Here is a 22,765-nt window from a genome sequence, read left to right on the forward strand (position 1 = left end):
GGAATTACTCCTTAACCTGGCGAACCACATCAATCACGCTGCCGTCGCGGTAGCGCACCACGCCCACGATCCGGTCAGTAAATTCGACAGGCTTAGGCTCACCCGAGATGAGCAGCGCTTTGTGGTACAGCGCATCGATATCGACGACGGCCAGCCCGGCGTTAATCAGACGTTCGCGGATCTCCGGACGCGCCGGGTTAACGGCAATACCGTGATCGGTAACCAGAACGTCAATGCTTTCGCCCGGCGTCACCAGGGTGGTGACCTGCCTGACAACGGTAGGAATTCGGCTGCGGATCAGCGGGGCAACTACAATGGTGAGATTGGCCGCCGCGGCGACGTCGCAATGCCCGCCCGACGCGCCGCGCATCACGCCGTCGGAACCGGTCAGCACGTTGACGTTGAACAGCGTGTCCACCTCCAGCGCGCTGAGGATGACCACGTCTACCCTGTCGCAGCAGGCAGCTTTTGCAGCCGGGTTCGCATAGACGTTGGTGGAAATTTCCACATGGTCGGGATTGACGGTCATGGAAGCGGCCGCAGCACCATCAAAGCTTTGCGTATCGAGGATCTTTTCAATAAGCCCCTTTTGATGCAGATCGACAATGCTGCCGGTGATCCCGCCGAGCGCAAAACGAGCGACAATATTGTGTTTGCGCATACGGGTTTCCATAAACCGCGTACAGGCGGTAGACGCCGCACCTGAACCGGTCTGAATGGAAAAGCCGTTGCGGAAATAGCCTGAATGTTCAATAACGTCGGCGGCAGAACGGGCAATCATCAGCTCACGTGGATTACTGGTGACCCTGGCGGCGCCTACGCTGATTTTTGCCGGGTCGCCGACGCTCTCAATCTGCACCACATAGTCAACCCGATCCTGAACGATACTGGCCGGCAGGTTGGGAAACGGCTTCAGGGTTTCAGTAAGCAAGACCACCTTTTTGGCATATTGCGCGTCGACCATGGCGTAACCGAGCGAGCCGCACTGCGATGTGCCGCCGTTGCCGCTGGCATTGCCATATTCATCGCAGCAGGACACCGCCAGAAAGGCGACATCAATGGCAATTTCACCCTTTTGAATCAGATTCACCCGCCCGCCGTGGGAGTGGATCTGTACCGGCTCGTCCATCAGCCCGTGTGAAATCGCATCCGCCAGCTCGCCACGCATGCCGGAGGTATAGATTTTGCCAATCACGCCACTGCGAATGTGTTCAATAAGCGGCGCATTACACGACATCAATGAACTGGAGGCGAGTGTGATCCCTTTCAGACCGCGCTGAGCCAGCTTATCCATCACGTAATTAATGACCTTATCGCCCTCGCGGAACGCGTGATGAAAGGATACGGTCATGCCGTCATGCAGATCGCAGCGGGCCAGCACGTCGTCCACACTGGCAAAAAGCTTGCGGTGAGACTTTTGCTGAGGATCAGCAAGATAAGGCGTCGTCGCGTTGGCGCCGCTGAAGGCGACGTACTCACGGCGAGAGCCAGGAATGTGGTGCAGGGTTTCAGTGAGACTTTTCATTATTCATCCTGTCGCTTGCGGTTAAAGGGATTACTGACGAATGCCCGAGGCATTTTTGCGCTCGATAACGACGCGGGCATGGTTGATGATTGGCGCATCGATCATTTTTCCGTTCAGCGAAATCACCCCCAGTCCGTTGCGTTCTCCCTCTTCTGCGGCAGCAATCACGCGCTGGGCGTAATCCACTTCTTCCTGCGTGGGCGCGTAGGCGTTGTGAAGAATTTCAATTTGTCGCGGATTAATCAGCGATTTTCCGTTGAAGCCCATCCTGCGGATGAGATCCACTTCTTTCAGGAAACCGACCTCGTCATTCACGTCGGCGTACACCACGTCAAAAGCGTCGATCCCTGCCCCGCGCGCGGCATGCAGTACGGCACAGCGGGCATAGAACAGTTCGGTCCCATCGCCCCGCTCAGTTTGCATATCCATCACGTAGTCAAAGGCGGCGAGCGCAATCCCCATTAAACGGTCGGAGGATTTCGCTATGGCGACAGCATTAATGACGCCGACGGCGGATTCGATTGCCGCCATTAATTTCGTTGAGCCAACAGGACGCCCGCAGCTTTCTTCAATGCGGACGATTTCACGTTCGAGCTGATAAATATCTTCCGGAGTATCGGTTTTCGGCAGACGAATAACGTCCACCCCTGCCCTGACGGCGGCTTCCAGATCCTTTAAGCCAAAAGGGGTATTCAGCGGGTTAATTCTGACAACAGTTTCAATATCGTTGTACATCGGGTGTTGCAGGGCGTGAAATACCAAAAGACGCGCGCTGTCTTTTTCTTTCAGCGCAACGGCATCTTCCAGGTCAAACATAATTGAGTCTGGTTTATAGATAAATGCCGTCGACAGCATAGCGGCACTTGAACCGGGAATAAATAACATACTGCGGCGTAGCTTTTTCATCATAACGTTTCCCATGCAATGTCTTCCCGGGCTGTACCTCTGAGCAGAGCAGCCTGCACGCGGGCGCGGATCACGCAATCCAGCGCGCCTTTATCATCAATAACGACAAGCCCCTGCTCGATGTTGAACGCGGCCAGGGTTTCATTGACAACCTCAGTAATTCGGTCGCCAAATTGCTTATACACTTCGCTCTGGATGACCACATCCAGCCCGCTCTCGACGGGACTGACCTTAACCATCAGGTCGCTGGACTCCAGCGTTCCCGCCATCGCGGCTTGCACAATTTTCATATTCTTATTCCTGTGATAATGCGCTTAAACCGCTGCCGTCAGCGGCTCGGATAAACAGGGCTGATGCAGCGATCCGTTATTCAGAAACGCGCGCGTGGTGGCAGGCACCATGCGGCTGGCGGCAGCGATGTTGTTTTCTTTTAATAAACGACGAACGGCTGAAGCCGATACCGGCACATTATTACCGTCCGTTCTTCTTGCTATTTCGTGTACGCTAATACAGGCCGCCGCGCTCGTCTCTTCTTCCAGCCAGCGGTGCATCGCCCGGTTATATTCGGCGGTTAACGGACAAAACGGCTCGGTACCCACAAAACGATGATTGATATTCAACGCGGGGGCGATGTAATTTCTGAACAGCAGGAGATCAATGGCCGCGTAGGTTTTATCGATGACCTGCTTATCTTTCAGGAAATAGCCCGGGAAAGTGCCGCGCGAAATAATATATGCCGACCCCGGATGAACGGTGACGTTTGGCAGGTGCCGCGACCCGTCCCTGACCATCGTGAACCGTTCTTTAAACGAAAATGCGGAGACATCTTCCTGGACCACGAAAACATGTAACGCGTCGCAGCGGCTTGCCGCATGTTCAATTAGATATTGATGGCCGAGGGTGAACGGATTGGCGTTCATCACAATGGCGCCGATATTTTTCCCCGGCATGAAATGAAGGCGGCGCAGCTGGCTGCAATAACGATGAATACCTACCGGCGTATTCTCCATTAATGACGCACGGTTCTCGACCGTCACCAGCGGATAAAACCCGCATCCGCGAAACGACTTTACGTTATCCGGACAGGTAAAAAGAAAGAGCTGATGTTCACCGTTCTGCGCCGCCTGAAGCTCGGCCTCATGAATTAACGTCAGGCTTAACGACGTGCCCCGCCACGCGGGATCCACCGCGATGCACTTCAGCGTGTTACCCGCAATGCCGGTACAGGCGACAAGATTGCGTTGATAGCGCGCAACAATAAATTGCTCAATATCATCATCAATGCCTAAACCGTTGCGGGCCAGGAAGCGGACAACCTCTTCCCGGGACTGGGCGTTACCGGCGTGAATAACCTCAAACTCGGGTGTTCTGTCGGTGTACATCTTCTCTCTCCTGAGCGTTTAGACAGCTAACGCTTGTGGCTGCGGTTGAGCTTCCACAATGGTATTAACCAGTCGGCCAATGTTTTCGATCTCCACTTCAACGCGATCGCCATCGTGCATAAACAGAGGCGGGTTACGCTTTTTGCCGACCCCGCCCGGCGAACCGGTAATAATGACGTCGCCGGCGCTGAGGGAGGTGAACGTGCTGATGTAGGCGATAAGATCCGCCACTTTGTGGATCATGCTGCCGGTGGAGTCATTCTGGACCAGCATACCGTTCAGCCAGGTGTGAATGGTCAACGCGTGAGGATCGGGGATCTCGTCCGCCGTGGTCATATACGGGCCGAAGGCGCCGGTTTGCGTCCAGTTTTTACCGGCGGTGAACCAGGCGTGCTGCCAGTCGCGCACGGAGCCGTCCATATAGCAGCTGTATCCCGCGACATGGCTGAGCGCGTTATTGACGTCAATCCGGCTGCCGGGTTTACCGACGATCACGGCCAGCTCGCCTTCGTAATCGAACTCGCTGGAGAGAACCGGTTTTATTACCGGCCGCGCATGCCCGGTTTGCGAATCAGGAAAACGGATAAACAGCGTGGGGGCATTATTCGTCTCAGCAAACTCTTTTCTTTTTTCAGCGTAATTCATCCCCACGCAGAAAATCTTTCCGGGCTCTTCTATAACGGGCAAAAAGATGATTTCTTCAGGACTAATATCCACCGGGCAATCGAGATACTGTCTGGCGACGTCTATCGCGTCCCACTGAAGAAGGTCTTTCAATGTCGCATATTGATGGCCGATTTTATTACCCAAATCGATAAAGCCGGATGGCGTATAAATTCCGTAGCTTTTACGGCCCTGATAAATATAGCTTGCTAATTTCATGATAATACCCGATTGATATACGTGTTCTTTCTGTGTTCACGCCCCAGGGCGTGAACACATTGCCTGCTTTTTATTCTGCGGACTGGGCGGGTACCAGTACCGGTTTATTACCGGATGCCAGATACGTCGCCACCACGACGCCAACCCCAAGCAATGCCAGAATAAATCCAGTCATCCCCTGCCAGCCCATCGAATGGAAAACAAAACCGTTAATAAAACCAATAACCGAACCGCCCATGTAGTAGAAGAATAAATAGAGCGCGACGGCCTGGCCTCTTGCATGCGTTGCGTTTTTACTGACCCAGCTTAAACCGATAGAGTGGCAGCCGAAGAAACAGCCGGTAAAAATCACGGCGCCAACGATAAAGGTCACCACATTCGACGTGAGTGTCAGCAGCATGCCGAGCGCCATGATCAGGAACAACACGCGCAAGACTTTCATAGCGCCATATTTCGCCGATAAGCGACCTGCCTGCGGAGCCGTAAAGAAGCTCAGGGCGAAGCTAAAGGAGAGCAGACCCGCGTTTGCCGGTGAAATATGGAACGGCTCGCCTTTCAGGAAGAAGGCCAGATAGTTATAAAGTGAGGTAAATGCGCCGAAAATAATGAAGCTGATAACAAACGCCAGCGCCAGATTTTTGTTTTTGAAATGCGATGCCGCCCCTTTTACCATGCGCATCACATTCAGACTCTGCGTAGGCGTGAAGTTCTTCGATTCTGGCAGCAGGAACTTCACCAGAATGGCAACTGCAATCAGACTGACCGCAAACCCGTAAAAGATGACATTGATGGAAACGTGATCGATAAGCTGGCTGGCAACAATACGCCCGGACATGCCGCCCATCGAGTTACCGAAGACAAAATAGCCCGTCACGATGCCAGCCGCCACCGGGGCGACCTCTTCACTGATGTAGGCGGTGGCCGCCGCCGCGATGCCGCTCAGCGCCAGACCAATCACCGCACGCAGCGCCACCAGCATCGCCCAGGATTCCACCAGCGGGCAGAGCAGCGTCAGAATGCCGCCCAACAGGAGGGAGACGATAATTAACCGCTTCCTGCCATAGTGGTCGGATAACGTTCCGGTAAACAGCAGCCCAATTGCCAGCAATGCCGTTTCTGCGGATAAGATAATACTCACCTGGCTGACCGGAACATTATATTCCACAGCAAGCGTCGGGAGCAGTGGCTGAATAAAAAACAACGAAGCAAGTTCCGCAAGCCCGGATAATGCCAGCGCCAGAATCACGCGAATATGCGCACTGGCTTTTACCGGATCGGGAGCTTTCAGGGTATTGTTAGCATGCGTTAACGCCATAATAACCTCAGTATTATAGTTAAGGTACAGAATGTAATTGTTTAAGGTAGATATATTTCTTAGTCTGGCTTTTACCTAATCAACTTCAGAGAGCATTTTTTCAGGCACGCAGACAACACCCTCAAATAGCTTACGGGAAGTGCGAATTACTGCGGCTCGGGTGTTTTCGATATTATTCCCGTCCCTCAGTAATGATACGGATATTTTTCCACTTGGGTGTTCAATATCAATAATATTGGTAAAGCGCTCTTTTGGGCGATCGGCGACAATTTTAGCGGCGACGGAGCCTTCAATAAGCGTTGCGGTCGAAATTCCAATCGAGCCGGTAATGGCCAGTGATTTATGGCAGGTGTGTGGCATGAAATACCGCACCTGAAGCGTTCCACCATTACGCGCCCGGCTCAGGAGAACCGGTTTAGGGATCACTTTATTTGCCACGTCCCCTAAGCCCATCGCCTCGCCCGCCTGACGACGCAGGTTTTCCAGTCTTGCTTTAAACGCCGTATCGGCATCCAGTTCCGCGGGTGACTCCCCTCCTGTTTTCCCAAGGGCCGATGCCTCTATCAATACCATCGGCATTGCCATATCAATACAGGTAACCTCAATACCGTTGAATACGTTTATGACGCTGTCCGTCGGCAGCAATTTCCCTGTTTTTGAACCCGCAGAATTCAGGAAGGTTAAGCCAACGGGTGCGGCCGTACCCGGAACACCATCAATCTGGGTATCACCTTCATACTCGACCCGATAATCAGGCGTTTGCACTTCTGCGTCGACCAGCGTTCCGGTATTGAGATTGCGTATCCGCACCGTCGTCACCGGGCTTTGCGCCTTCACCAGCCCTTTTTCAATGGCAAAGGGGCCCACGGCACAGAGCATATTGCCGCAGTTTGGCGTGGTATCGACGCGACGCTCGTTCACCATCACCTGTGCGAATAAGTAATCCACATCAGCATCCGGACTGTCGGATGGACTGACGATCGCCACCTTACTGGTTTGCGGGCTTCCACCGCCAATGCCGTCAATTTCGAGTTCGTGGCCTGCGCCCATCAGGCTGAGTAAAACCGCGTCACGCGCTTCAGTTTCCGCAGGCAGATCGCTGGCCAGAATGACCGGGCCTTTTGAGGTGCCGCCACGCATTAATACGCAAGGGATCTTTAACATGTCTTTTTCTCATTTCGCGTTTATCAGGAACGCAATAAGGTTTTCACACTCCTGTTGATAACTCTAATGTCAAAAAAAGCAGGATTAATACGCTTTGCGTATTAATAGCCATTACGATACTGTGGGTATAGGAAAGTCATAATCAGGTGCGGATATGCAGCATGAATTACAGGGAATACAAGCGTTTGTAAAAATTGCAGAAATCGGATGTTTTACAAAAGCGTCGCAATTTCTTCATATTTCACAACCGGCTTTAACACGAAGAATTCAGAAACTGGAAGAGAGCCTGGGAACCACGCTGTTTGAACGGTCCACGCGCAGCGTCAAGCTCACAACCGTGGGAAGGGAGTTTTTACCTAAAGCTAAGAATTTAATAGATTTTTATGAAAGCGCGATCCTGAGTATTAAAGAGATGGCGACGCATCAGGCAGGGGTTATTACCGTTTCCTGTATCCCAACTGCCGCGTTCTATTTTCTGCCTTCAGTGATACGAGATTATAACAATGACTATCCAAACATCCGTATCCGTATACTTGAGCACAGTGCCAGCGATTGTCTCGAAGCGGTGTTAAATGGCGACGCAGATTTCGGCATAAATATGATAAACGTCACACATCCCAATATTGATTTTGCGCCGCTGGTGAATGAACCCTTTGTTCTGGCATGCCGACGAGACAACGAGCTGGCGAAGAAACCATTGGTGACATGGGACGATCTGGCAGGCATGAAGCTAATTGGCGTAAGGCGCTCCAGTGGGAACCGTTCGCTTATCGATCAGGCGTTCGAGAAAATGGCCTGGAAACCGAACTGGTTTTATGAAGTGCGTCATCTGTCAACGTCGCTGGGGATGGTAGAAGCGGGTCTTGGCGTGTCTGTCGTTCCCAGCCTGGCGATGCCGACCGACGAACATCATGTTCTTGTCAGCCGTCCGCTGATTGAACCCGTCATACGGCGTACGCTGGGGCTGGTCCAACGCCGTGAAACGCCGCTAAGCCCGGCTGCGGAAAAATTCAGAGAGATGCTTGTTCAACTTTGGTCTGGTGAAAACAACAGCCCCTGGATCAGCAAATTTACTCAGTAATTTGGCCCAAAAGTATCGTTATTGGTTCTCCAGGTGACTCATACCGTTAGCGACAGTGCGAAATAATGGCTCCCGAACACAACACAGAAGGAGTTCGCGTGATGAAACCATTTTTTCGTACAGCATTGCTGATCGGCATGATGAGCGCATTTTCCACTGAGGCTACCGCACAGGAGACAACCCGCATGAATACCAAAACCATTCGTGCAATGACGGGCGCAACGGCGACTTCGTCTTTATCCGCCTCACAAACTGCGTTAATCGTGGTGGATATCCAAAACGAATATTACGCAGGTAAAGATTTTCGTGGTCAGATGGTGATCCCTGATGGTGATAAGGTACTGAAGAATAGCCAAAAGCTGGTTAGCTATGCCCACCAAAAGGGGATGCCGGTCTACTTCGTTCGTCATATGGGGCCGAAAGACAGTCCACTGTTTGCCGAGGGCTCTATCTATGCGCAGTTCCATCAAGATCTGCAGCCTTCTGCGCAAGACGCCATTATCACCAAAGCGACCCCGAGCTCTTTTGTTGGCACCGATCTGGATACGCAATTAAAGAAAAAAGGGATTAAAAAGGTGATTGTGATTGGCCTGATGACGCATATGTGCATTTCGTCCACCGCGCGTGACGCTGTACCGCTGGGTTACAGCGTGATTATTCCTGACGATGCAACGGCAACACGCGATCTGGATGACGGTCAGGGTGGCGTGGTGGATCACAAAACGCTTCAGCGGGCGGCATTAGCCGGTGTGGCCGATGTATTTGCTGAGGTAATGACCACCAAAGACGTTATGGCACTGCCGGTCACAAAATAAGACCGGGCTTGCTCCCTGTCACCAGCCAGGCTTCTATACTGGCTGGCACATGGAGGCTTTTATGACGCTTAAAATTGGTATTGTGGTATTTGATGGCATCATCCCTTTTCACCTCTCGGTGCCCTATGCCGTATTTGAGAAAGCGCTAACGCCACAAGGCGAGCCCCTTTGTCAGTTGGTCGTTTGCGCCACTACGCCCGGCGCACTTAAAACCAATGCCGGATTCTCTATCGTTGTCGAACGTGGGCTTGATGAGCTGGCCGGAATGGATATGGTGATCGTCCCAAGCTGGGACAGTCCCGAGCATGCCCCGGCCTCCGATCTCCTGCAGGCCCTGCAAAAAGCACATGCCGCGGGTTCGCGTATTGTGGGTTTGTGTATGGGCGCGTTTGTGGTTGCCGCCGCCGGGTTACTGGAACATCGCCCTGCTACGACGCACTGGCGATGGGCGGCTGATTTTCAGCGCCTTTATCCCTCCGTGCAGATGGATAAAGACGTTCTTTATATCGATAATGGTGACGTTGTCACTTCTGCGGGCACGGCGGCCAGTATCGACTGTTGCCTGCATCTGGTGCGTCAGGCCTGGGGTGCGGAAGTGGCAAATAGCGTAGCGCGGTTGCTGGTGGTGCCGCCCCATCGCCAGGGTGGACAACGTCAATACGTAGAACTGCCGGTTCAGAACACGCGTCGTGGAGATAACTTTACCGACGCGCTAGCCTGGGCGACGGAAAACCTCCAGCTTGCGCTCACGCTGGACTGCGTGGCGGAAAAGGCCTGCATGAGCCGTCGCAGCTTTACCCGGCGTTTTCAGCAAACCATCGGTGAGAGTTTTTCGCGCTGGCTGCTAAACCAGCGCATTATCGTCGCACAGCGCTATCTCGAAAAAACCGACCAGCCTGTGGATGACATTGCCGAGCGTGTCGGTTTTCCCTCAACAACGTCCTTGCGCCGTCACTTTCACAAGCTGCTTAACACCTCGCCATCTCGCTATCGGCGCGAGTTTCGCGGCCGATAGCGAGGAGGCTATTTCCCCTGAGTTTCAAACCCTGCCATCACCGCCGTCAACTCCGCCAGTGAAAAACCGTGCTTCGGATCGTCAACGCCCAGCCCGAAGCGCTCCTGCATCAGCTGATACAGCGCCCCGGCATCCGGTAAATGGATCTGCTCCTCCACGTGACCGTTCTGCCAGTGGGTGAAGTTGAAGTTGGTCAGCGTCAGCTTGCCGCCGTCCGGCAGATGGCGACACATCAACAGATGATGACGGAAATGGGACTGCGGCCAATGCGCCGACCAGAAGTTCCCCATCACGTAATCGCTGAAATATTGCGTCGTCAGGTCAAAATGGTACATCGACTGCCAGTGTTCGTGGTGGCGGAACTGCAGCACCCAGTCGTTGCCCTCGCTCAGCAGACGGTACAGCCCGTGCGGGGTCTCTTGCTCCTCGTTGGCAAGCAGACGAATCGGCGCCGTCAGCGTCTGTCCGCCAAACCCCACGTCGGCAATCCAGCGCTCGCCGTTCAGCTCGACCAGCAGCAGGCGATGCGTGCGCGGCGGCATTTGCGGCGGATTTGCCAGCACGACCCGACCCAGCAAGCTGCGCACGGTAAACCCGACTTCACGCAAAACGCGCTCAAAAAGACCGTTTTGCTCAAAGCAATATCCCCCGCGCCGCGCCGTCACCAGCTTGTCCACCAGACATTGATCTTCAAGATGGATTTCGCGCGGCAGAACAACATCAATATTCTCAAAAGGGATCGCACAGTTGTGGTGTAAATGCAGCGCGCGCAGGGTATCGATATCCACCCGCATCGGTTGCGCCCAGCCGATGCGGGCGAAATAAGCGGTCAGAAATGGGGACATACATCAGTTTCCTTTGATTGTGATGTTCTGTTTATAAACTAATTTTACGCAGTCACTTTGATTTACGTGCTTTTTCGTCATACTCATCAAAGTAAATAAGGAGCCTCTATGAATCACTTTCGCCCTGTTGAATTACGTCATGCCAGCCGTCTGCTGAACCACGGCCCGACTGTGCTTATCACCAGCCGTGATGACACCCTCGGCAGACGCAACGTGATGGCCGCCGCATGGTCAATGCCCGTTGAGTTTGAACCGCCGCGCATCGCGATAGTCGTGGATAAAAGCACCTGGTCACGCGAGCTGATCGAGCGCAGCGGAAAGTTTGGCATCGTCATCCCCGGCGTGGCGGCGGCCAACTGGACATATGCGGTCGGTAGCGTCAGCGGGCGCGATGAAGACAAATTCAACTGCTACGGGATCCCGGTCGTTAACGGTCCTGAACTTGGCCTGCCGGTGATTGAAGAGAAATGCCTGGCGTGGATGGAGTGCCGGTTGCTACCCGTCACTTCCGCGGCAGAAAAATACGATACGCTGTTTGGCGAAGTGGTTTCCGCGGCGGCCGATGACCGCGCGTTTGTCGCCGGTCGCTGGCAGTTTGACGGGGATAAGCTGAATACACTGCATCATCTGGGCGCGGGGACATTTGTGGCGAGCGGGAAAATAGTCAAGGCACTGGATTGAGAAACTCTCCCACAGGGCTTAGGAATCCCCAGTAATTTGCACGTTCACAGGCCATGCCGTTACAGAGTAGCAAGGAACATAAAGTGAACGGAATGACCACCAGAGCCGTATGTTCCCCCTCACCCCAGCCCTCTCCCTCAAGGGAGAGGGGGTCGTCCATGCAGGCATTATTTTGTGGGGATCCCTCAGCCCGACAGGGAGAGGGTGATCTTATTACTTCGCACGCCGTGAAATAATCTCATCCGCAACATTCCGCGGTGCTTCCGCAAAATGATGGAACTCCATCGTATACGTCGCGCGTCCCTGGGACATCGAGCGCAGCGTGGTGGCGTAACCAAACATCTCCGCCAGCGGTACGTCAGCGCGAATAATCTGGCTTCCGTACTGCTCCGCCATCCCCTGCACCATGCCGCGGCGGGAAGAGAGATCGCCCATGATGTTACCGGCGTACTCTTCCGGCGTTTCCACCTCCACGTGCATGATCGGCTCCAGGATAACCGGATCCGCTTTCCGAGCGCCCTCCTTGAAGCCGAGGATCGCCGCCATGCGGAACGCCATCTCCGAGGAGTCGACGTCGTGGTACGAGCCAAACGTCAGCGTCGCTTTGACGTCAACAACCGGATAGCCCGCCAGCACGCCGCTGTTCATCGCCTCCCGCAGCCCCTTCTCAACGGACGGGATATACTCGCGCGGCACCACGCCGCCCTTGGTGGCATCTTCAAATTTAAAACCACTTCCAGGCTCCAGCGGCTCCAGGCTCAGGACCACATGGCCGTACTGCCCTTTACCACCGGACTGCCGGACAAATTTGCCTTCGATATCCTTCACCGCCTTGCGCAGGGTTTCGCGGTACGTCACCTGCGGACGACCAATATTCGCCTCGACGCCAAACTCACGCTTCATGCGGTCGACGATGATCTCAAGGTGTAGCTCGCCCATCCCGGAGATAATCGTCTGGCCGGACTCTTCGTCAGTGTGCAGGCGAAACGACGGATCTTCCGCCGCCAGACGCTGGAGCGCGATCCCCATTTTCTCCTGATCGCCCTTGGTTTTCGGCTCGATCGCCAGCGAGATAACCGGGTCCGGGAACTCCATGCGCTCAAGCGTGATGACGGCGTTCGGATCGGTGAGCGTATCACCGGTGGTCACGTCCTTCAGCCCAACGCATGCTGCGATATCGCCCGCGCGCAGTTCGTCCACCTCATGGCGATCGTTGGCATGCATCAGCACGATACGACCGATGCGCTCTTTCTTCCCTTTCACCGGGTTATACACCGCGTCGCCTTTGCGCAGCACGCCAGAATACACGCGGATAAAGGTCAGTTGCCCGACGTACGGGTCGCTCATCAGCTTGAATGCCAGGGCCGAGAACGGCTCATCATCGCTCGGGTGACGCTCCGCGTGCTGCCCTTTTTCATCCACGCCATCAATGGCCGGCACGTCCAGCGGCGACGGCATAAGCTCAATCACCGCATCGAGCATGCGCTGTACGCCTTTATTCTTGAACGCGCTGCCACACAGCATCGGCTGGATTTCGCCCGAGATGGTGCGAATACGCAGTCCCCTGATGATTTCCGCTTCGTCGAGATCGCCCGTCTCCAGGTATTTGTCCAGCAGATCGTCGCTGGCTTCCGCCGCCGCAGAGACCATTTTCTCCCGCCATTCTCTGGCGGTGCTGACTAAATCATCCGGCACGGGCGCATAGGTAAATACCATGCCCTGCGTCGCATCGTCCCACAGAATGGTGCGCATCTTGATGAGATCCACCACGCCTGTGAAATGGTCTTCGGCACCCACCGGAATGACAATCGGCACAGGATTGGCCTTCAGGCGTTCCTGCATCATCCGCACGACGCGGAAGAAATCGGCACCCGGACGGTCCATTTTGTTGACGAAGGCCAGTCGCGGAACGTGATATTTATTGGCCTGACGCCAGACGGTTTCCGACTGCGGCTGCACGCCGCCCACGGAGTCATACACCATCACGGCACCGTCGAGCACGCGCATAGAACGCTCCACTTCAATGGTGAAGTCCACGTGTCCCGGGGTGTCGATGATGTTAATCCGGTGCGGTTCAAACCCTCTGTCCATACCCGGCCAGAAGCAGCTGACCGCCGCGGAGGTAATCGTGATCCCGCGCTCCTGCTCCTGCGCCATCCAGTCAGTGGTTGCCGCGCCATCGTGTACTTCACCCAGCTTGTGGCTCATCCCGGTATAAAACAGGATGCGCTCAGTGGTGGTGGTTTTACCGGCATCGATATGCGCGGAGATACCGATGTTGCGATAACGTTCGAGAGGGATGGGTCGGGGCATGATATTTCCTTAAGTCTCATGACTTGTCTGTGACGACCGGGATGGTCGTGCATTCGTTCGTTTGCTATAATAGTCCTATTGTACGAGTATTATCGAACTATTTTTTAACGGTTGACCTATTGTTGATATAGCTCAATCTGACGCCAAACGCAGGAAAACGATGATCCCAAACCACCCTGAAACTGAACAAATACTGCTGGAAAATGTGCTGTTTGCCCTCGGCAACCCGCTCCGGCTGTCGATTATCCGCCGGCTGGCCGATGGCAGTGAACTCAGCTGTAACGCGCTGCGCCCGGACGACGTGGTGAAGTCCACGATGACCCATCACTGGCGCGTTCTACGCGACAGCGGGGTCATCTGGCAGCGTCCGCAGGGACGAGAAAATATGATTTCATTGCGAAGAGAGGATCTGGATGCCCGCTTTCCGGGGCTGATGGACATCCTTTTACGTGCTCATTAAACCTCTTATCGCCGGGAGGGATATGTGCCTCCCGGACGTATCAGGACGACTGCGTCGACGCGAATTTCTTCGCAATCATTTCAGCAGTAGGCTGTAATCCCCCCAGGCTCCATTGCTCCGGCTCGTGTTCATCAATACGGATCCAGACCGAATTCCGGAATGCCGGATCCCCTTTCCCCTCGATTTCCACCATTAAGTCCGTCATTCGGCGCAGCAATTCCCTTTTTTGCTCGGCGTTCATGATCCCTTTAATCGTTTGTACATTCACAAATGGCATTGTATCCTCCCTAGAATCAAGGTCTAAAAATCATACTCAGATTAGAAAGGAAAACACCCTGTGTCAAAAGATAAATCATTGCCTTACCTCTCACCCGAACTGTGCGGGCTCGCAGAAGGGGCTAAAATCGTTGGCGATCAATGGATTTTGCTGATTTTGAGGGAGGCTTTTTACGGCATCACTCGCTTCGAGACCATGCGCAACCATACCGGCATCACTAAGCAGACGTTAGCAACGCGCTTAAAGTTGATGACGGAGCTGGGGTTGCTTTCCCGAAGACCTTACCGGGAAGAAGGATCGCGGGAACGGTATGAATACCAGCTTACCGACAAAAGCCGCGCTCTTGCCCCGGTGCTGCTATCTCTGATGGAATGGGGACACCTGCATGTTTTACACACCGCACCGCATATCACGCTGGTGGATAAAGCGAGTGGTGAACCGGTGCGCATTGGCTATGTGAATACGCAGGGCCATGAGGTCATGCGAAGCCAGGTTCAGATTGTGCCGTCAATAGAGGGGTAAGCCGGGCGGTGTGCCCCCTGCTTCCCCTGTCAGGTTACCTAATCCAAACCTTCTGCAGCGTGGCGCTCAGCGCAAACGGCACGCTTTTAGTGCTGAACGCCCGAGCGGTCAGAAAAATCGCTGGCGGAGAGAAGATCGCTCCGTGTTGCCGTCTGTTTCTGGCGGGCATACCGGTCAGGTACGCCTTCAGGACGCGTTTTGAAGCGACGGTGCAGCCACATATATTGTTCAGGTGCCATCCGCACGGCGCGCTCAATCGCCCTGTTCATCTGCGTCGCCACGGCGACTTTGTCGCTGCCCTGTAACGCCTCGCTGATATCTTCCAGAATAATCAGCTCGTATCCTGTACCGTCCGCCCTGCGGCGCGGCACGAACGGAATCACGGCAGGTTTCGCGCTTTTGACCAGCATATAGCTTCCAGCGGTCGTGGCGGCATCCGGAACCGCAAAAAACGGCGCAAACACGCTATTGGCTTTGCCATAGTCATGATCCGGGGCGTACCACAAAATCTCATTCTGTTTCAGCGAGCGGATCATGCCCTTTAAATCATGGCGATCGAGCATGGTTTTATTGGCGCGCAGACGCCCGCGCGTCTGTAGCCAGTCCAGGAGCGCATTATTGTTAGGGCGATACACCCCAATACCGGGGTTGAGCATGCCAAATATCCGCGCGCCCAGCTCAAGCGTCAGAAAATGCATCCCGACCAGCACCACGCCCTTTCCCTGCGCCCTGGCTTTTTCCATGTGCTCGTAACCCGTCACGGTAAAGCATTTCCGCACCCGCCATGCAGGCCAGAACCACGCCATGCCGGTTTCGATTACCCCCATCCCAACGGATTCAAAATTACGCTGCAGCAAAGATTCACGCTCTTCTGCTTTCATCTGCGGAAAGCAAAGCTCCAGGTTTCTGCGGGCAATCTCGACGCGGCGAGGAAGTAAGCGCATCGCCAGCCGACCAAGGCCATGACCGATTCTGAACAGTAGCGGATAAGGGAGCAGCATGATGAGCCACAGCGCGGCGATGCCTGTCCAGCTTAGCCAGTATCGAGGGTGGAAAAAGGCAGGTGAAAACCGGGGTAATTTTGTCATGAGAAAATTATCCTTTAACGTTGCTGTCCTTAATTGATTCTGTTGTCGATCTTTCCTAAGGATTTATTAAATGTCAGTCAGAAACGTTAAGTGTAACGGATCGGATAAAACTCACTTTTATCGTTTTTTGCGAAATGAGGGTCTGAGAGTCAGGAGAAACCGGGTAAGACGACGCTACCCGGCCCCAAAAATTACATTGAATACCCAGGCTTCTTAATTAACTCGTCCAGCTTCGGTCCTATTTCGGTATCCCAGACCTGGGCTTTCCAGTCTTCCTGGTTCACCTGGTTCAACGCCACCGATACCGAACTGTCTTTGCTGTTGAAATGGCGAATAATCACCTCGGCGATATCTGCCGCCAGCGCGGTTTTTTGCTCGTCGTTAAGATCGCGGGGAAAACATTTGATATCTACGTGTGGCATATGCAGGCTTCCTGTTATGTGTGAGCCTTCCACGTTATCAGATTATGTTGTTGGCCTTTAACACCTTGTGCAGTTCTGGCAGTTGACACACCGTATCCGCAATCGCCGTAAACCTGGGCGTGTTTGCCGCAAACCAGTCATGCCGAGGCCCCCAGGTGCGCGCCACCGCAATATATACGTCCAGCAGCGTCAGCCGTTCCCCCAGTGCAAACGGGGCAGCCTTAAGCTGGCTTTCAAACCACAAGTAGAGGGATTTCCGGTATTCGATGCAGTTTTTCTGCAGCTGTTCCGGCGCATCCGGCACCCAGCGTTCGGGATAGTCTGCATACGTAAACGTGGGATAGACGTTGGCCACAAACCAGATGAGCAGACGCTGAAACTGCTGACGCTCGGCCTGCCCCACGGGTGGAGCAAGATCGGGACATCTGTCGAGCACCATCAGGGCAATTGCCGCGGTTTCGGTCATGATGGCGCCATTTTCCAGCGCCAGCGTTGGCACCTGACACAGCGGGTTGAGCTTTTGCAGCAGCTCGCGCTGCGGGCCGGGCTGGTCAAACCCGTCCACGTTCACAAACTGATAAGGGATATCAGCCAGGGTGAGCATCGCTTCACCGATCGCCGAGCCCCAGCCGGGTACGCCATAGAGTTTAATCATGTTGCCCCCTGCGGGATGAAAACCCTAAGTGTAGAGCACCATTAGTAGGTTATCCCAGGCGGGTTGACCTCCGACTGCGTCACCGCTTCCCCCTGTTCGCCCCAGCGCGCCAGCACCTTCTGGTAATCTCCCCGCTTAATCGCGCCGTCAAGCGCGGCCTGCAGCGCGTACACCAGCTCATTACCTTTTTTGGTGGTGGTCGCAACATAGGCTTTTTTTGGCCCTAAACCGACCACGCGGGTTTTGCCCGTAAGCGCTGCTTTGTAAGCTGAAACCGACTGAGGGCCAAAGAACACATCCGCCCTGCCGGACTGGATATAGAGATTGCCCGAGGCATCGTCGTGGAGATAAACCGGCAGCGCGGGCGTCCGCCCCGCCTTTTTGTTCTCTTCGTTCCAGCCCAGCAGAATGCGCTCCTGATTCGTGCCGGAGCCGACAATCACCTTTTTCCCGGCCAGATCTTCCGCGCTTTTGATTGACTGGATCTCGCTGGTGGATTTCACCGAAAACGCCAGAGAATCGACGCGGTAGGTCGCAAAATCAAACTTCTCTTTACGCTGCTCGGTCACCGCAATGTTCACCAGCGCCACGTCGTAGCGCCCGGAGGCAATCCCCAGCGGCCAGTCTTCCCACGCCGTGGGCACAAGCTTCAGCTTTAGCCCCAGGCTGCCCGCCAGCAGGCGGGCCATATCCGGATCGCTGCCGATGCGCGTACGGTTATCGCTGGCCAGCAGAGCCAGCGGCGGAGAATTCAGCATCGAGATGGCGACCGTCAGCGTACCCGGCTCAACGAATTTGTAATTGGCGGGGATCTTCGCCACGGCCTGCGGATCCACCGTCACCGGCAGCGGCTGCTCGTTGGCTTTCAGATCAATGCTGGCGTGGCTCGCCGTTGTGAAGATCAGCCCCGCCAGAAGCCCATATTTCATTGGCACTCCTTATAAGACTTTCGAGAGGAACTGGCGCGTTCGCGGGTGCGACGGGCGGTTCAACACCTCGTCGCTGCTCCCCTGCTCAACGATTTTCCCGTCAACCATAAACACCACCTGGTCCGCCACTTCACGGGCAAAGCCGATCTCATGGGTGACCACCACCAGCGTGGTGCCGGAACGGGCGAGCTTTTTGATCACGTCCAGCACTTCGCCGACCAGTTCAGGGTCGAGCGCCGAGGTGGGCTCGTCAAACAGCATCACGCGGGGACGCAGCGCCAGCGCGCGGGCAATGGCGATACGCTGCTGCTGACCGCCGGAAAGATGGCGTGACCAGGCATCGGCTTTATCCCGCAGCCCAACCACGTCCAGCAGGCTGTACGCCCTTTCCACCGCCTCTTTTTTGCCGAGCTTTTTATGCGCTATGGGCGCCTCTATCAGGTTTTCCAGCACCGTAAGATGCGGGAAGAGATTGAAGTTCTGGAACACGTAGCCCACGTTGACGCGCTGCCTGAGGATCTCCTTCTCCTTCAGCTCGTAGAGCTTATCGCCCTGACGACGGTAGCCGATGTAATCCCCGTCTATCTGGATAAAGCCTTCGTCGACGCGCTCCAGGTGGTTAATGGTGCGCAGCAGCGTCGATTTGCCCGACCCGGACGGCCCGAGGATCACCGTTACTGACCCGGGAGGGATCTCAAGCGAAACGTTGTCGAGCGCCTTATGGCGGCCAAAAAACTTGCTGACGCCGGTGATCGAGATATGTCCTTCAGGAGAGGCTTGCATGGACTGGCTCCTGTGCTGGCGTGGTGGTCACGGAACGGGCGCGGCGGGTGTCGCGGTTCTGATTCACTGCGGAGCGGCGTTCGCTGCGTGCCAGACCGCGCTCGACAACATACTGAATTGCGGACAAGACGGTGGTAATGACCAGGTACCAGGCAGCCCCGACCATCAGCAGCGGGATCACCTCCTGCGTGCGGTTGTAGATCATCTGGATGGTATAGAACAGCTCCGGCATCGCCAGGACGTACACCATCGCCGTGCCCTTGGCGAGGCTGATGATTTCATTGAATCCCGACGGCAGGATTGTGCGCAGCGCCTGAGGCAAAATGATCCGCACCGTGCGGCGCCAGGCCGGGAGACCCAGCGCGGCGGCGGCTTCATACTGGCCGTGATCGACCCCGAGGAATCCCCCGCGAATGATCTCGGCGGTATAGGCGCTCTGCACCAGCGTCAGCCCCACCACGGCGGTGGAGAACTGCCCCAGCACGTTAATGGTCTCAAAGCTGCCCCAGGTGATGCCGGTGAACGGCACGCCGAGAGAGAGCGTGTCGTAGAGATAGGAAAAGTTGTACAGGATGATCAGCACCACGATCAGCGGCAGCGAGCGAAACAGCCAGATGTAGGCCCACGCCAGGCTGCTCAACAGCCATGACGAGGACAGTCTCGCCAGAGCCAGCATGCCGCCAATCACCACGCTCAGCGCGGTGCCGATCAGCGTCAGGAGCAGGGTCTGCCCTACGCCTTCTAGGATCACCGGGTCAAAGAACCAGCGGGCGAACACCGCCCACTCCCAGCGCGGGTTAAAGGCCACGGACTGAATCACGACGGCCAGGACAAACAGCGCCACCGCGGCGCCGACGGCCCGCAGCGGATAACGCGCCGGGACCACCTTAATGGTTTCAACGTTGCTCATCGTCGTTCCTCATGCGGTTTTACTGAACGCTTCGCGTACCAGCGTTTTAGTGAAGCGCAGCCGACCGTCAAAGGGCGGCTGGCTGTACTCTTCCGGATCCCGCTTCAGATCGAACTGCGGCTGATAGCCCTGGCTAAGATAAAGCCTGACCGCTTCCGGCTGGCGAAAACCGGTTGTCAGGTAGATCTGGCTGTACCCCGCCAGCACCGCCCTGCGCTCCAGCTCCTGCACCACGCGCCCGGCAAGTCCCTGCTGGCGCAGGGTTTTGTCCGTCCAGATGCGTTTGATTTCCGCGGTGCGTTCGTCGAAGGGCTTGTACGCGCCGGTGGCGATAATCTTCCCGTCGCGCTCCAGGACGATAAACAGCCCCTGCGGCGCTAAGTACCACTCGGTGAGTTCCACTTCCGCGTCTTTAGAGAAGTAGTCCCCGTAGCGGGCGGCATATTCACCGAACAGCCCCTCGATGATGGGCTGAAGCTCGGCATCTTCCGGCGACACGTCACGAAATCGTTCACTCATAGCGCCTCCTTAATCGCCCAGGCCAGCCGGGTTGACTTCTGACTGAGGAATGCGCTCAACGCCTTCCCCCCAGCGGTTGAGCACTTTGTCGTAATCGCCGTTTTTGATGACGCCGTTCAGCGCGGTTTGCACCGGCTCAACCAGCCCGCTGCCTTTTTTCAGCGTCACCGCGATGTGCGCCGCCTTCGGCCAGCCGCCGTCGACGCTACCCACCAGCCTGGTTTTCCCGTTCAGTGCCGCTTTCCAGGCACCAATCACGTTCGGGCCAAAGTAGGCATCCGCGCGCCCGGACTGCAGCGCCAGCGTTTGTGCCGCATCGTCTTTGGTGTAGATCGGGGTAAAGGGCTTCAGTCCCTTCTTCAGGTTTTCGGCATTCCACGCCAGCAGGATGGCCTCCTGGTTGGTGCCGGAACCGACGATAATCCGCAGCCCGGCAATGTCCTCCGCTTTCTGAAGCGATTTGATCGGGCTGGTCGATTTCACGTAGAAACCGAGGGAGTCCTTACGGTAGGTGGCAAAATCAAACTTCTCTTTGCGCGCTTTGGTGACGGTAATGTTGCTGATGGCCGCATCGTATTTCCCCGATGCCACCCCCAGCGGCCAGTCTTCCCACGAGGTCGGCACCACGTTCAGCTCCAGCCCGAGGCTATCGGCCACCAGACGGGCGACGTCAACCTCGCTGCCGAGCAGCGTTTTGTTGTCGTCGGAAAATACCGTCAGCGGCGGTTGATTAAGGCCCGCCACCGCCACGGTAAATTTCCCCGGCACGGCAAAGCGATAATCTTTCGGGAGTTGCGCCACCGCCTCGCTGTTTTTGGCGGTGTTGATCGGCGTTTTGTTGGCCTCGATGCTCACGCCAGTGCCGTTAATATTCACATTCTCTGCCCAGACGGCAGGGGTAAAGGCCAGCGCGAGCGCCAGAATAAGCGATGTTTTCTGCATAGCGGTGTTCTCTTTTATTGTTGTGTGAACTGGTTTTTTGGTTGGTCTAAGCCCAGGCTCTCGCGCAGCGTGGTGCCCGGATAGTCGGTGCGGAACAGGCCACGGGCCTGCAGAACAGGTACAACCTGGTCAACAAAGCGCGGGAAGGTGTCCGGCGTACCGCCCTGAATAATGAAGCCGTCTGCGGCATAACCTTCAAACCAGGCCTGCAAACCGTCAGCCACCTCCTCCGGCGTGCCGGAAAAGCGCGGGCGCGGCGAAGCGGCTTCAAACGCCACCTGACGCAGGGTTAAGCTGCGCTCGCGGGCATTACGCTTAATTTCATCGGTAGTGCTGCGGAAGCTGTTTTTGCCTAAGTCGCCGATATCCGGGAACGGCTCGTCGAGCGGATACTGGCTGAAATCGTGATGTTCAAAATAACGGCCGAGGTAGTTGAGGGCATCGTTAATCGATACCAGCGCCGCCGTGGTTTGATACTGTTTTTCCACGTCATCGGCATCTTTCCCCACTATCACGCTGACGCCCTGGAAAATATGTAGATCTGACGCGCGGCGGCCGTTCGTTTCCAGCTGCTGCTTCACGTCGCGATAAAACGCTTTCGCTTCTTCTAAGGTTTCGTGATGGGTAAAAATGGCGTCAGCATGTTTCGCCGCCAGTTTTTTACCGTCGTCCGACGCGCCCGCCTGAAAGACAATCGGTCGCCCTTGTGGCGTACGACCAATATTCAGCGGCCCGGCGACCTGGAAGAAATCCCCGTGGTGATCCAGGGTATGCAATTTTGCCGAATCAAAGAATTGACCGCTCTCTTTATTGCGCACAAAGGCGTCGCCCTCCCAGGAATCCCACAGCCCTTTCACCACGTCGAGATACTCATCGGCAATGCGGTAGCGCAGCGCATGCTCGGGGTGTTTTTCGCGGGAAAAGTTCTTTGCTGACCCTTCCAGCGGGGAAGTCACCACGTTCCAGCCCGCTCGGCCGTTGCTCAGGTGATCGAGGCTGGCGAACTGGCGCGCCGTGGTAAAGGGTTCGCTGTAGGATGTGGATAAGGTTCCCACCAGCCCCAGGCGTGAAGTGATGCTTGCCAGCGCGGAGAGTACCGTTAACGGTTCAAAGCGGTTTAAAAAGTGCGGAATAGATTTCTCATTTATATAGAGGCCGTCGGCAACGAACAAAAAATCGAGTTTGCCCTCCTCCGCTTTTAATGCCGTTTCTTTTACGAAATTAAAATTAATACTGGCATCGGCGACGGCCTCAGGGTGACGCCAGGCAGACATATTTCCGGACGCACCATGCAAAATGGTCCCGAGCCGCAGTTGACGATGTGCAGACATATT

Annotated in this window: 23 protein-coding genes and 1 pseudogene; 6 read left to right on the forward strand and 18 right to left on the reverse strand. The window is 55.4% G+C overall.

Annotated features, from left to right (window positions below):
- Positions 1 to 4: 4 nt before the first annotated feature.
- From citF to V1603_RS15345, 7 genes are all read right to left on the reverse strand, one after another.
- Positions 5 to 1,525: a citrate lyase subunit alpha gene (gene citF / locus V1603_RS15315; RefSeq protein WP_395312901.1), complete on the reverse strand. Its 1,521-nt coding sequence runs from the start codon at positions 1,523 to 1,525 to the stop codon at positions 5 to 7.
- A 30-nt stretch (positions 1,526 to 1,555) separates the two neighbouring features.
- The gene (gene citE / locus V1603_RS15320; protein ID WP_116341116.1) at positions 1,556 to 2,431 is read right to left on the reverse strand and encodes a citrate (pro-3S)-lyase subunit beta; all 876 of its coding nucleotides are present in this window, start codon (positions 2,429 to 2,431) and stop codon (positions 1,556 to 1,558) included.
- Positions 2,431 to 2,721: a citrate lyase acyl carrier protein gene (gene citD / locus V1603_RS15325; protein WP_116339691.1), complete on the reverse strand. Its 291-nt coding sequence runs from the start codon at positions 2,719 to 2,721 to the stop codon at positions 2,431 to 2,433. The genes citE and citD overlap by 1 nt, the downstream gene beginning before the upstream one ends.
- 24 nt (positions 2,722 to 2,745) lie before the next feature.
- Positions 2,746 to 3,813, reverse strand: coding sequence for a [citrate (pro-3S)-lyase] ligase (gene citC / locus V1603_RS15330; protein ID WP_395312902.1), 1,068 nt, complete (start codon positions 3,811 to 3,813; stop codon positions 2,746 to 2,748).
- A gap of 18 nt (positions 3,814 to 3,831) precedes the next feature.
- Positions 3,832 to 4,695, reverse strand: coding sequence for a fumarylacetoacetate hydrolase family protein (locus V1603_RS15335; protein ID WP_116339687.1), 864 nt, complete (start codon positions 4,693 to 4,695; stop codon positions 3,832 to 3,834).
- A 70-nt stretch (positions 4,696 to 4,765) separates the two neighbouring features.
- Positions 4,766 to 6,010 (reverse strand): MFS transporter, encoded by a 1,245-nt coding sequence (locus V1603_RS15340; RefSeq protein WP_395312903.1) that lies wholly within the window; start codon positions 6,008 to 6,010, stop codon positions 4,766 to 4,768.
- Between the two features lie 75 nt (positions 6,011 to 6,085).
- Positions 6,086 to 7,174: a 4-oxalomesaconate tautomerase gene (locus V1603_RS15345; RefSeq protein ID WP_233003353.1), complete on the reverse strand. Its 1,089-nt coding sequence runs from the start codon at positions 7,172 to 7,174 to the stop codon at positions 6,086 to 6,088.
- Positions 7,175 to 7,328: 154 nt separating this feature from the next.
- On the opposite strand from V1603_RS15345, the gene V1603_RS15350 reads away from it, so the two are divergent.
- The 3 genes from V1603_RS15350 (at position 7,329) to V1603_RS15360 (ending at position 10,085) form a co-directional block, all read left to right on the forward strand.
- Entirely contained in the window at positions 7,329 to 8,255 is a 927-nt protein-coding gene (locus V1603_RS15350) for a LysR family transcriptional regulator (RefSeq protein WP_116339681.1), read from the forward strand.
- Between the two features lie 101 nt (positions 8,256 to 8,356).
- On the forward strand, positions 8,357 to 9,070 hold the full coding sequence (locus V1603_RS15355) for an isochorismatase family protein (protein ID WP_395312904.1): 714 nt from the start codon (positions 8,357 to 8,359) through the stop codon (positions 9,068 to 9,070).
- A gap of 61 nt (positions 9,071 to 9,131) precedes the next feature.
- Complete coding sequence (locus V1603_RS15360) at positions 9,132 to 10,085, forward strand: GlxA family transcriptional regulator (RefSeq protein WP_395312905.1); 954 nt, start codon at positions 9,132 to 9,134, stop codon at positions 10,083 to 10,085.
- An 8-nt stretch (positions 10,086 to 10,093) separates the two neighbouring features.
- On the opposite strand, the gene nhoA is transcribed toward V1603_RS15360, so the two are convergent.
- A complete protein-coding gene (gene nhoA, locus V1603_RS15365; protein WP_395312906.1) occupies positions 10,094 to 10,930 on the reverse strand; it encodes an N-hydroxyarylamine O-acetyltransferase in 837 nt (278 codons plus the stop codon).
- 108 nt (positions 10,931 to 11,038) lie between these two features.
- Here nhoA and V1603_RS15370 point away from each other — a divergent pair, with 108 nt between their 5' ends.
- Positions 11,039 to 11,611: a flavin reductase family protein gene (locus V1603_RS15370; protein ID WP_192982130.1), complete on the forward strand. Its 573-nt coding sequence runs from the start codon at positions 11,039 to 11,041 to the stop codon at positions 11,609 to 11,611.
- Positions 11,612 to 11,824: 213 nt separating this feature from the next.
- Here the strand turns inward: V1603_RS15370 and fusA are convergent, their stop codons facing one another.
- Positions 11,825 to 13,924: an elongation factor G gene (gene fusA, locus V1603_RS15375; RefSeq protein ID WP_395312907.1), complete on the reverse strand. Its 2,100-nt coding sequence runs from the start codon at positions 13,922 to 13,924 to the stop codon at positions 11,825 to 11,827.
- Between the two features lie 160 nt (positions 13,925 to 14,084).
- Here fusA and V1603_RS15380 point away from each other — a divergent pair, with 160 nt between their 5' ends.
- On the forward strand, positions 14,085 to 14,384 hold the full coding sequence (locus tag V1603_RS15380) for a helix-turn-helix transcriptional regulator (RefSeq protein ID WP_116339669.1): 300 nt from the start codon (positions 14,085 to 14,087) through the stop codon (positions 14,382 to 14,384).
- A 40-nt stretch (positions 14,385 to 14,424) separates the two neighbouring features.
- Here V1603_RS15380 and V1603_RS15385 read toward each other — a convergent pair whose 3' ends face one another.
- Positions 14,425 to 14,661, reverse strand: a complete 237-nt coding sequence (locus V1603_RS15385) for a tautomerase family protein (RefSeq protein ID WP_116339667.1) — start codon at positions 14,659 to 14,661, stop codon at positions 14,425 to 14,427.
- A gap of 60 nt (positions 14,662 to 14,721) precedes the next feature.
- Between V1603_RS15385 and V1603_RS15390 the strand changes: the two genes are divergently transcribed.
- Positions 14,722 to 15,183: a helix-turn-helix domain-containing protein gene (locus V1603_RS15390; protein WP_116339665.1), complete on the forward strand. Its 462-nt coding sequence runs from the start codon at positions 14,722 to 14,724 to the stop codon at positions 15,181 to 15,183.
- Between the two features lie 86 nt (positions 15,184 to 15,269).
- Here V1603_RS15390 and V1603_RS15395 read toward each other — a convergent pair whose 3' ends face one another.
- From V1603_RS15395 to V1603_RS15430, 8 genes and pseudogenes are all read right to left on the reverse strand, one after another.
- Positions 15,270 to 16,271, reverse strand: coding sequence for a Kdo(2)-lipid IV(A) acyltransferase (locus tag V1603_RS15395; protein WP_116339663.1), 1,002 nt, complete (start codon positions 16,269 to 16,271; stop codon positions 15,270 to 15,272).
- A 191-nt stretch (positions 16,272 to 16,462) separates the two neighbouring features.
- A complete protein-coding gene (gene pptA / locus V1603_RS15400) occupies positions 16,463 to 16,693 on the reverse strand; it encodes a tautomerase PptA (protein WP_047348369.1) in 231 nt (76 codons plus the stop codon).
- Between the two features lie 37 nt (positions 16,694 to 16,730).
- The gene (locus V1603_RS15405) at positions 16,731 to 17,348 is read right to left on the reverse strand and encodes a glutathione S-transferase family protein (protein ID WP_116339661.1); all 618 of its coding nucleotides are present in this window, start codon (positions 17,346 to 17,348) and stop codon (positions 16,731 to 16,733) included.
- Between the two features lie 41 nt (positions 17,349 to 17,389).
- Positions 17,390 to 18,277, reverse strand: coding sequence for an ABC transporter substrate-binding protein (locus tag V1603_RS15410; protein WP_116339659.1), 888 nt, complete (start codon positions 18,275 to 18,277; stop codon positions 17,390 to 17,392).
- A 9-nt stretch (positions 18,278 to 18,286) separates the two neighbouring features.
- Positions 18,287 to 19,060 (reverse strand): amino acid ABC transporter ATP-binding protein, encoded by a 774-nt coding sequence (locus tag V1603_RS15415; protein WP_163329568.1) that lies wholly within the window; start codon positions 19,058 to 19,060, stop codon positions 18,287 to 18,289.
- Positions 19,044 to 19,970 carry an amino acid ABC transporter permease gene (locus V1603_RS15420; protein ID WP_116339655.1) on the reverse strand — a complete coding sequence of 309 codons (927 nt, stop codon included), beginning with the start codon at positions 19,968 to 19,970 and terminating at the stop codon, positions 19,044 to 19,046. Before V1603_RS15420 ends, V1603_RS15415 begins: the two co-directional genes overlap by 17 nt.
- Before the next feature lie 9 nt (positions 19,971 to 19,979).
- A complete protein-coding gene (locus V1603_RS15425) occupies positions 19,980 to 20,489 on the reverse strand; it encodes a GNAT family N-acetyltransferase (protein WP_395312908.1) in 510 nt (169 codons plus the stop codon).
- A gap of 9 nt (positions 20,490 to 20,498) precedes the next feature.
- A pseudogene (locus V1603_RS15430) lies at positions 20,499 to 22,762 on the reverse strand (NtaA/DmoA family FMN-dependent monooxygenase).
- Positions 22,763 to 22,765 lie beyond the last annotated feature (3 nt).

Origin of the sequence: Enterobacter sp. ECC-219, from assembly GCF_043966805.1 — a bacterium.
GTDB lineage: Bacteria > Pseudomonadota > Gammaproteobacteria > Enterobacterales > Enterobacteriaceae > Enterobacter > Enterobacter cloacae_N.

Excerpts from the sequence above, each read along its gene's own strand:
- V1603_RS15425 (WP_395312908.1), bottom strand. The coding sequence starts at position 20,489 with ATGAGTGAACGATTTCGTGACGTGTCGCCGGAAGATGCCGAGCTTCAG.
- V1603_RS15380 (WP_116339669.1), top strand. The coding sequence starts at position 14,085 with ATGATCCCAAACCACCCTGAAACTGAACAAATACTGCTGGAAAATGTG.
- pptA (WP_047348369.1), bottom strand. The coding sequence starts at position 16,693 with ATGCCACACGTAGATATCAAATGTTTTCCCCGCGATCTTAACGACGAG.
- citD (WP_116339691.1), bottom strand. The coding sequence starts at position 2,721 with ATGAAAATTGTGCAAGCCGCGATGGCGGGAACGCTGGAGTCCAGCGAC.
- V1603_RS15360 (WP_395312905.1), top strand. The coding sequence starts at position 9,132 with ATGACGCTTAAAATTGGTATTGTGGTATTTGATGGCATCATCCCTTTT.
- V1603_RS15355 (WP_395312904.1), top strand. The coding sequence starts at position 8,357 with ATGAAACCATTTTTTCGTACAGCATTGCTGATCGGCATGATGAGCGCA.
- fusA (WP_395312907.1), bottom strand. The coding sequence starts at position 13,924 with ATGCCCCGACCCATCCCTCTCGAACGTTATCGCAACATCGGTATCTCC.
- citF (WP_395312901.1), bottom strand. The coding sequence starts at position 1,525 with ATGAAAAGTCTCACTGAAACCCTGCACCACATTCCTGGCTCTCGCCGT.
- V1603_RS15345 (WP_233003353.1), bottom strand. The coding sequence starts at position 7,174 with ATGTTAAAGATCCCTTGCGTATTAATGCGTGGCGGCACCTCAAAAGGC.
- V1603_RS15420 (WP_116339655.1), bottom strand. The coding sequence starts at position 19,970 with ATGAGCAACGTTGAAACCATTAAGGTGGTCCCGGCGCGTTATCCGCTG.
- citE (WP_116341116.1), bottom strand. The coding sequence starts at position 2,431 with ATGAAAAAGCTACGCCGCAGTATGTTATTTATTCCCGGTTCAAGTGCC.
- V1603_RS15385 (WP_116339667.1), bottom strand. The coding sequence starts at position 14,661 with ATGCCATTTGTGAATGTACAAACGATTAAAGGGATCATGAACGCCGAG.
- V1603_RS15350 (WP_116339681.1), top strand. The coding sequence starts at position 7,329 with ATGCAGCATGAATTACAGGGAATACAAGCGTTTGTAAAAATTGCAGAA.
- V1603_RS15340 (WP_395312903.1), bottom strand. The coding sequence starts at position 6,010 with ATGGCGTTAACGCATGCTAACAATACCCTGAAAGCTCCCGATCCGGTA.
- V1603_RS15335 (WP_116339687.1), bottom strand. The coding sequence starts at position 4,695 with ATGAAATTAGCAAGCTATATTTATCAGGGCCGTAAAAGCTACGGAATT.
- V1603_RS15405 (WP_116339661.1), bottom strand. The coding sequence starts at position 17,348 with ATGATTAAACTCTATGGCGTACCCGGCTGGGGCTCGGCGATCGGTGAA.
- citC (WP_395312902.1), bottom strand. The coding sequence starts at position 3,813 with ATGTACACCGACAGAACACCCGAGTTTGAGGTTATTCACGCCGGTAAC.
- V1603_RS15410 (WP_116339659.1), bottom strand. The coding sequence starts at position 18,277 with ATGAAATATGGGCTTCTGGCGGGGCTGATCTTCACAACGGCGAGCCAC.
- V1603_RS15395 (WP_116339663.1), bottom strand. The coding sequence starts at position 16,271 with ATGACAAAATTACCCCGGTTTTCACCTGCCTTTTTCCACCCTCGATAC.
- V1603_RS15415 (WP_163329568.1), bottom strand. The coding sequence starts at position 19,060 with ATGCAAGCCTCTCCTGAAGGACATATCTCGATCACCGGCGTCAGCAAG.
- nhoA (WP_395312906.1), bottom strand. The coding sequence starts at position 10,930 with ATGTCCCCATTTCTGACCGCTTATTTCGCCCGCATCGGCTGGGCGCAA.
- V1603_RS15370 (WP_192982130.1), top strand. The coding sequence starts at position 11,039 with ATGAATCACTTTCGCCCTGTTGAATTACGTCATGCCAGCCGTCTGCTG.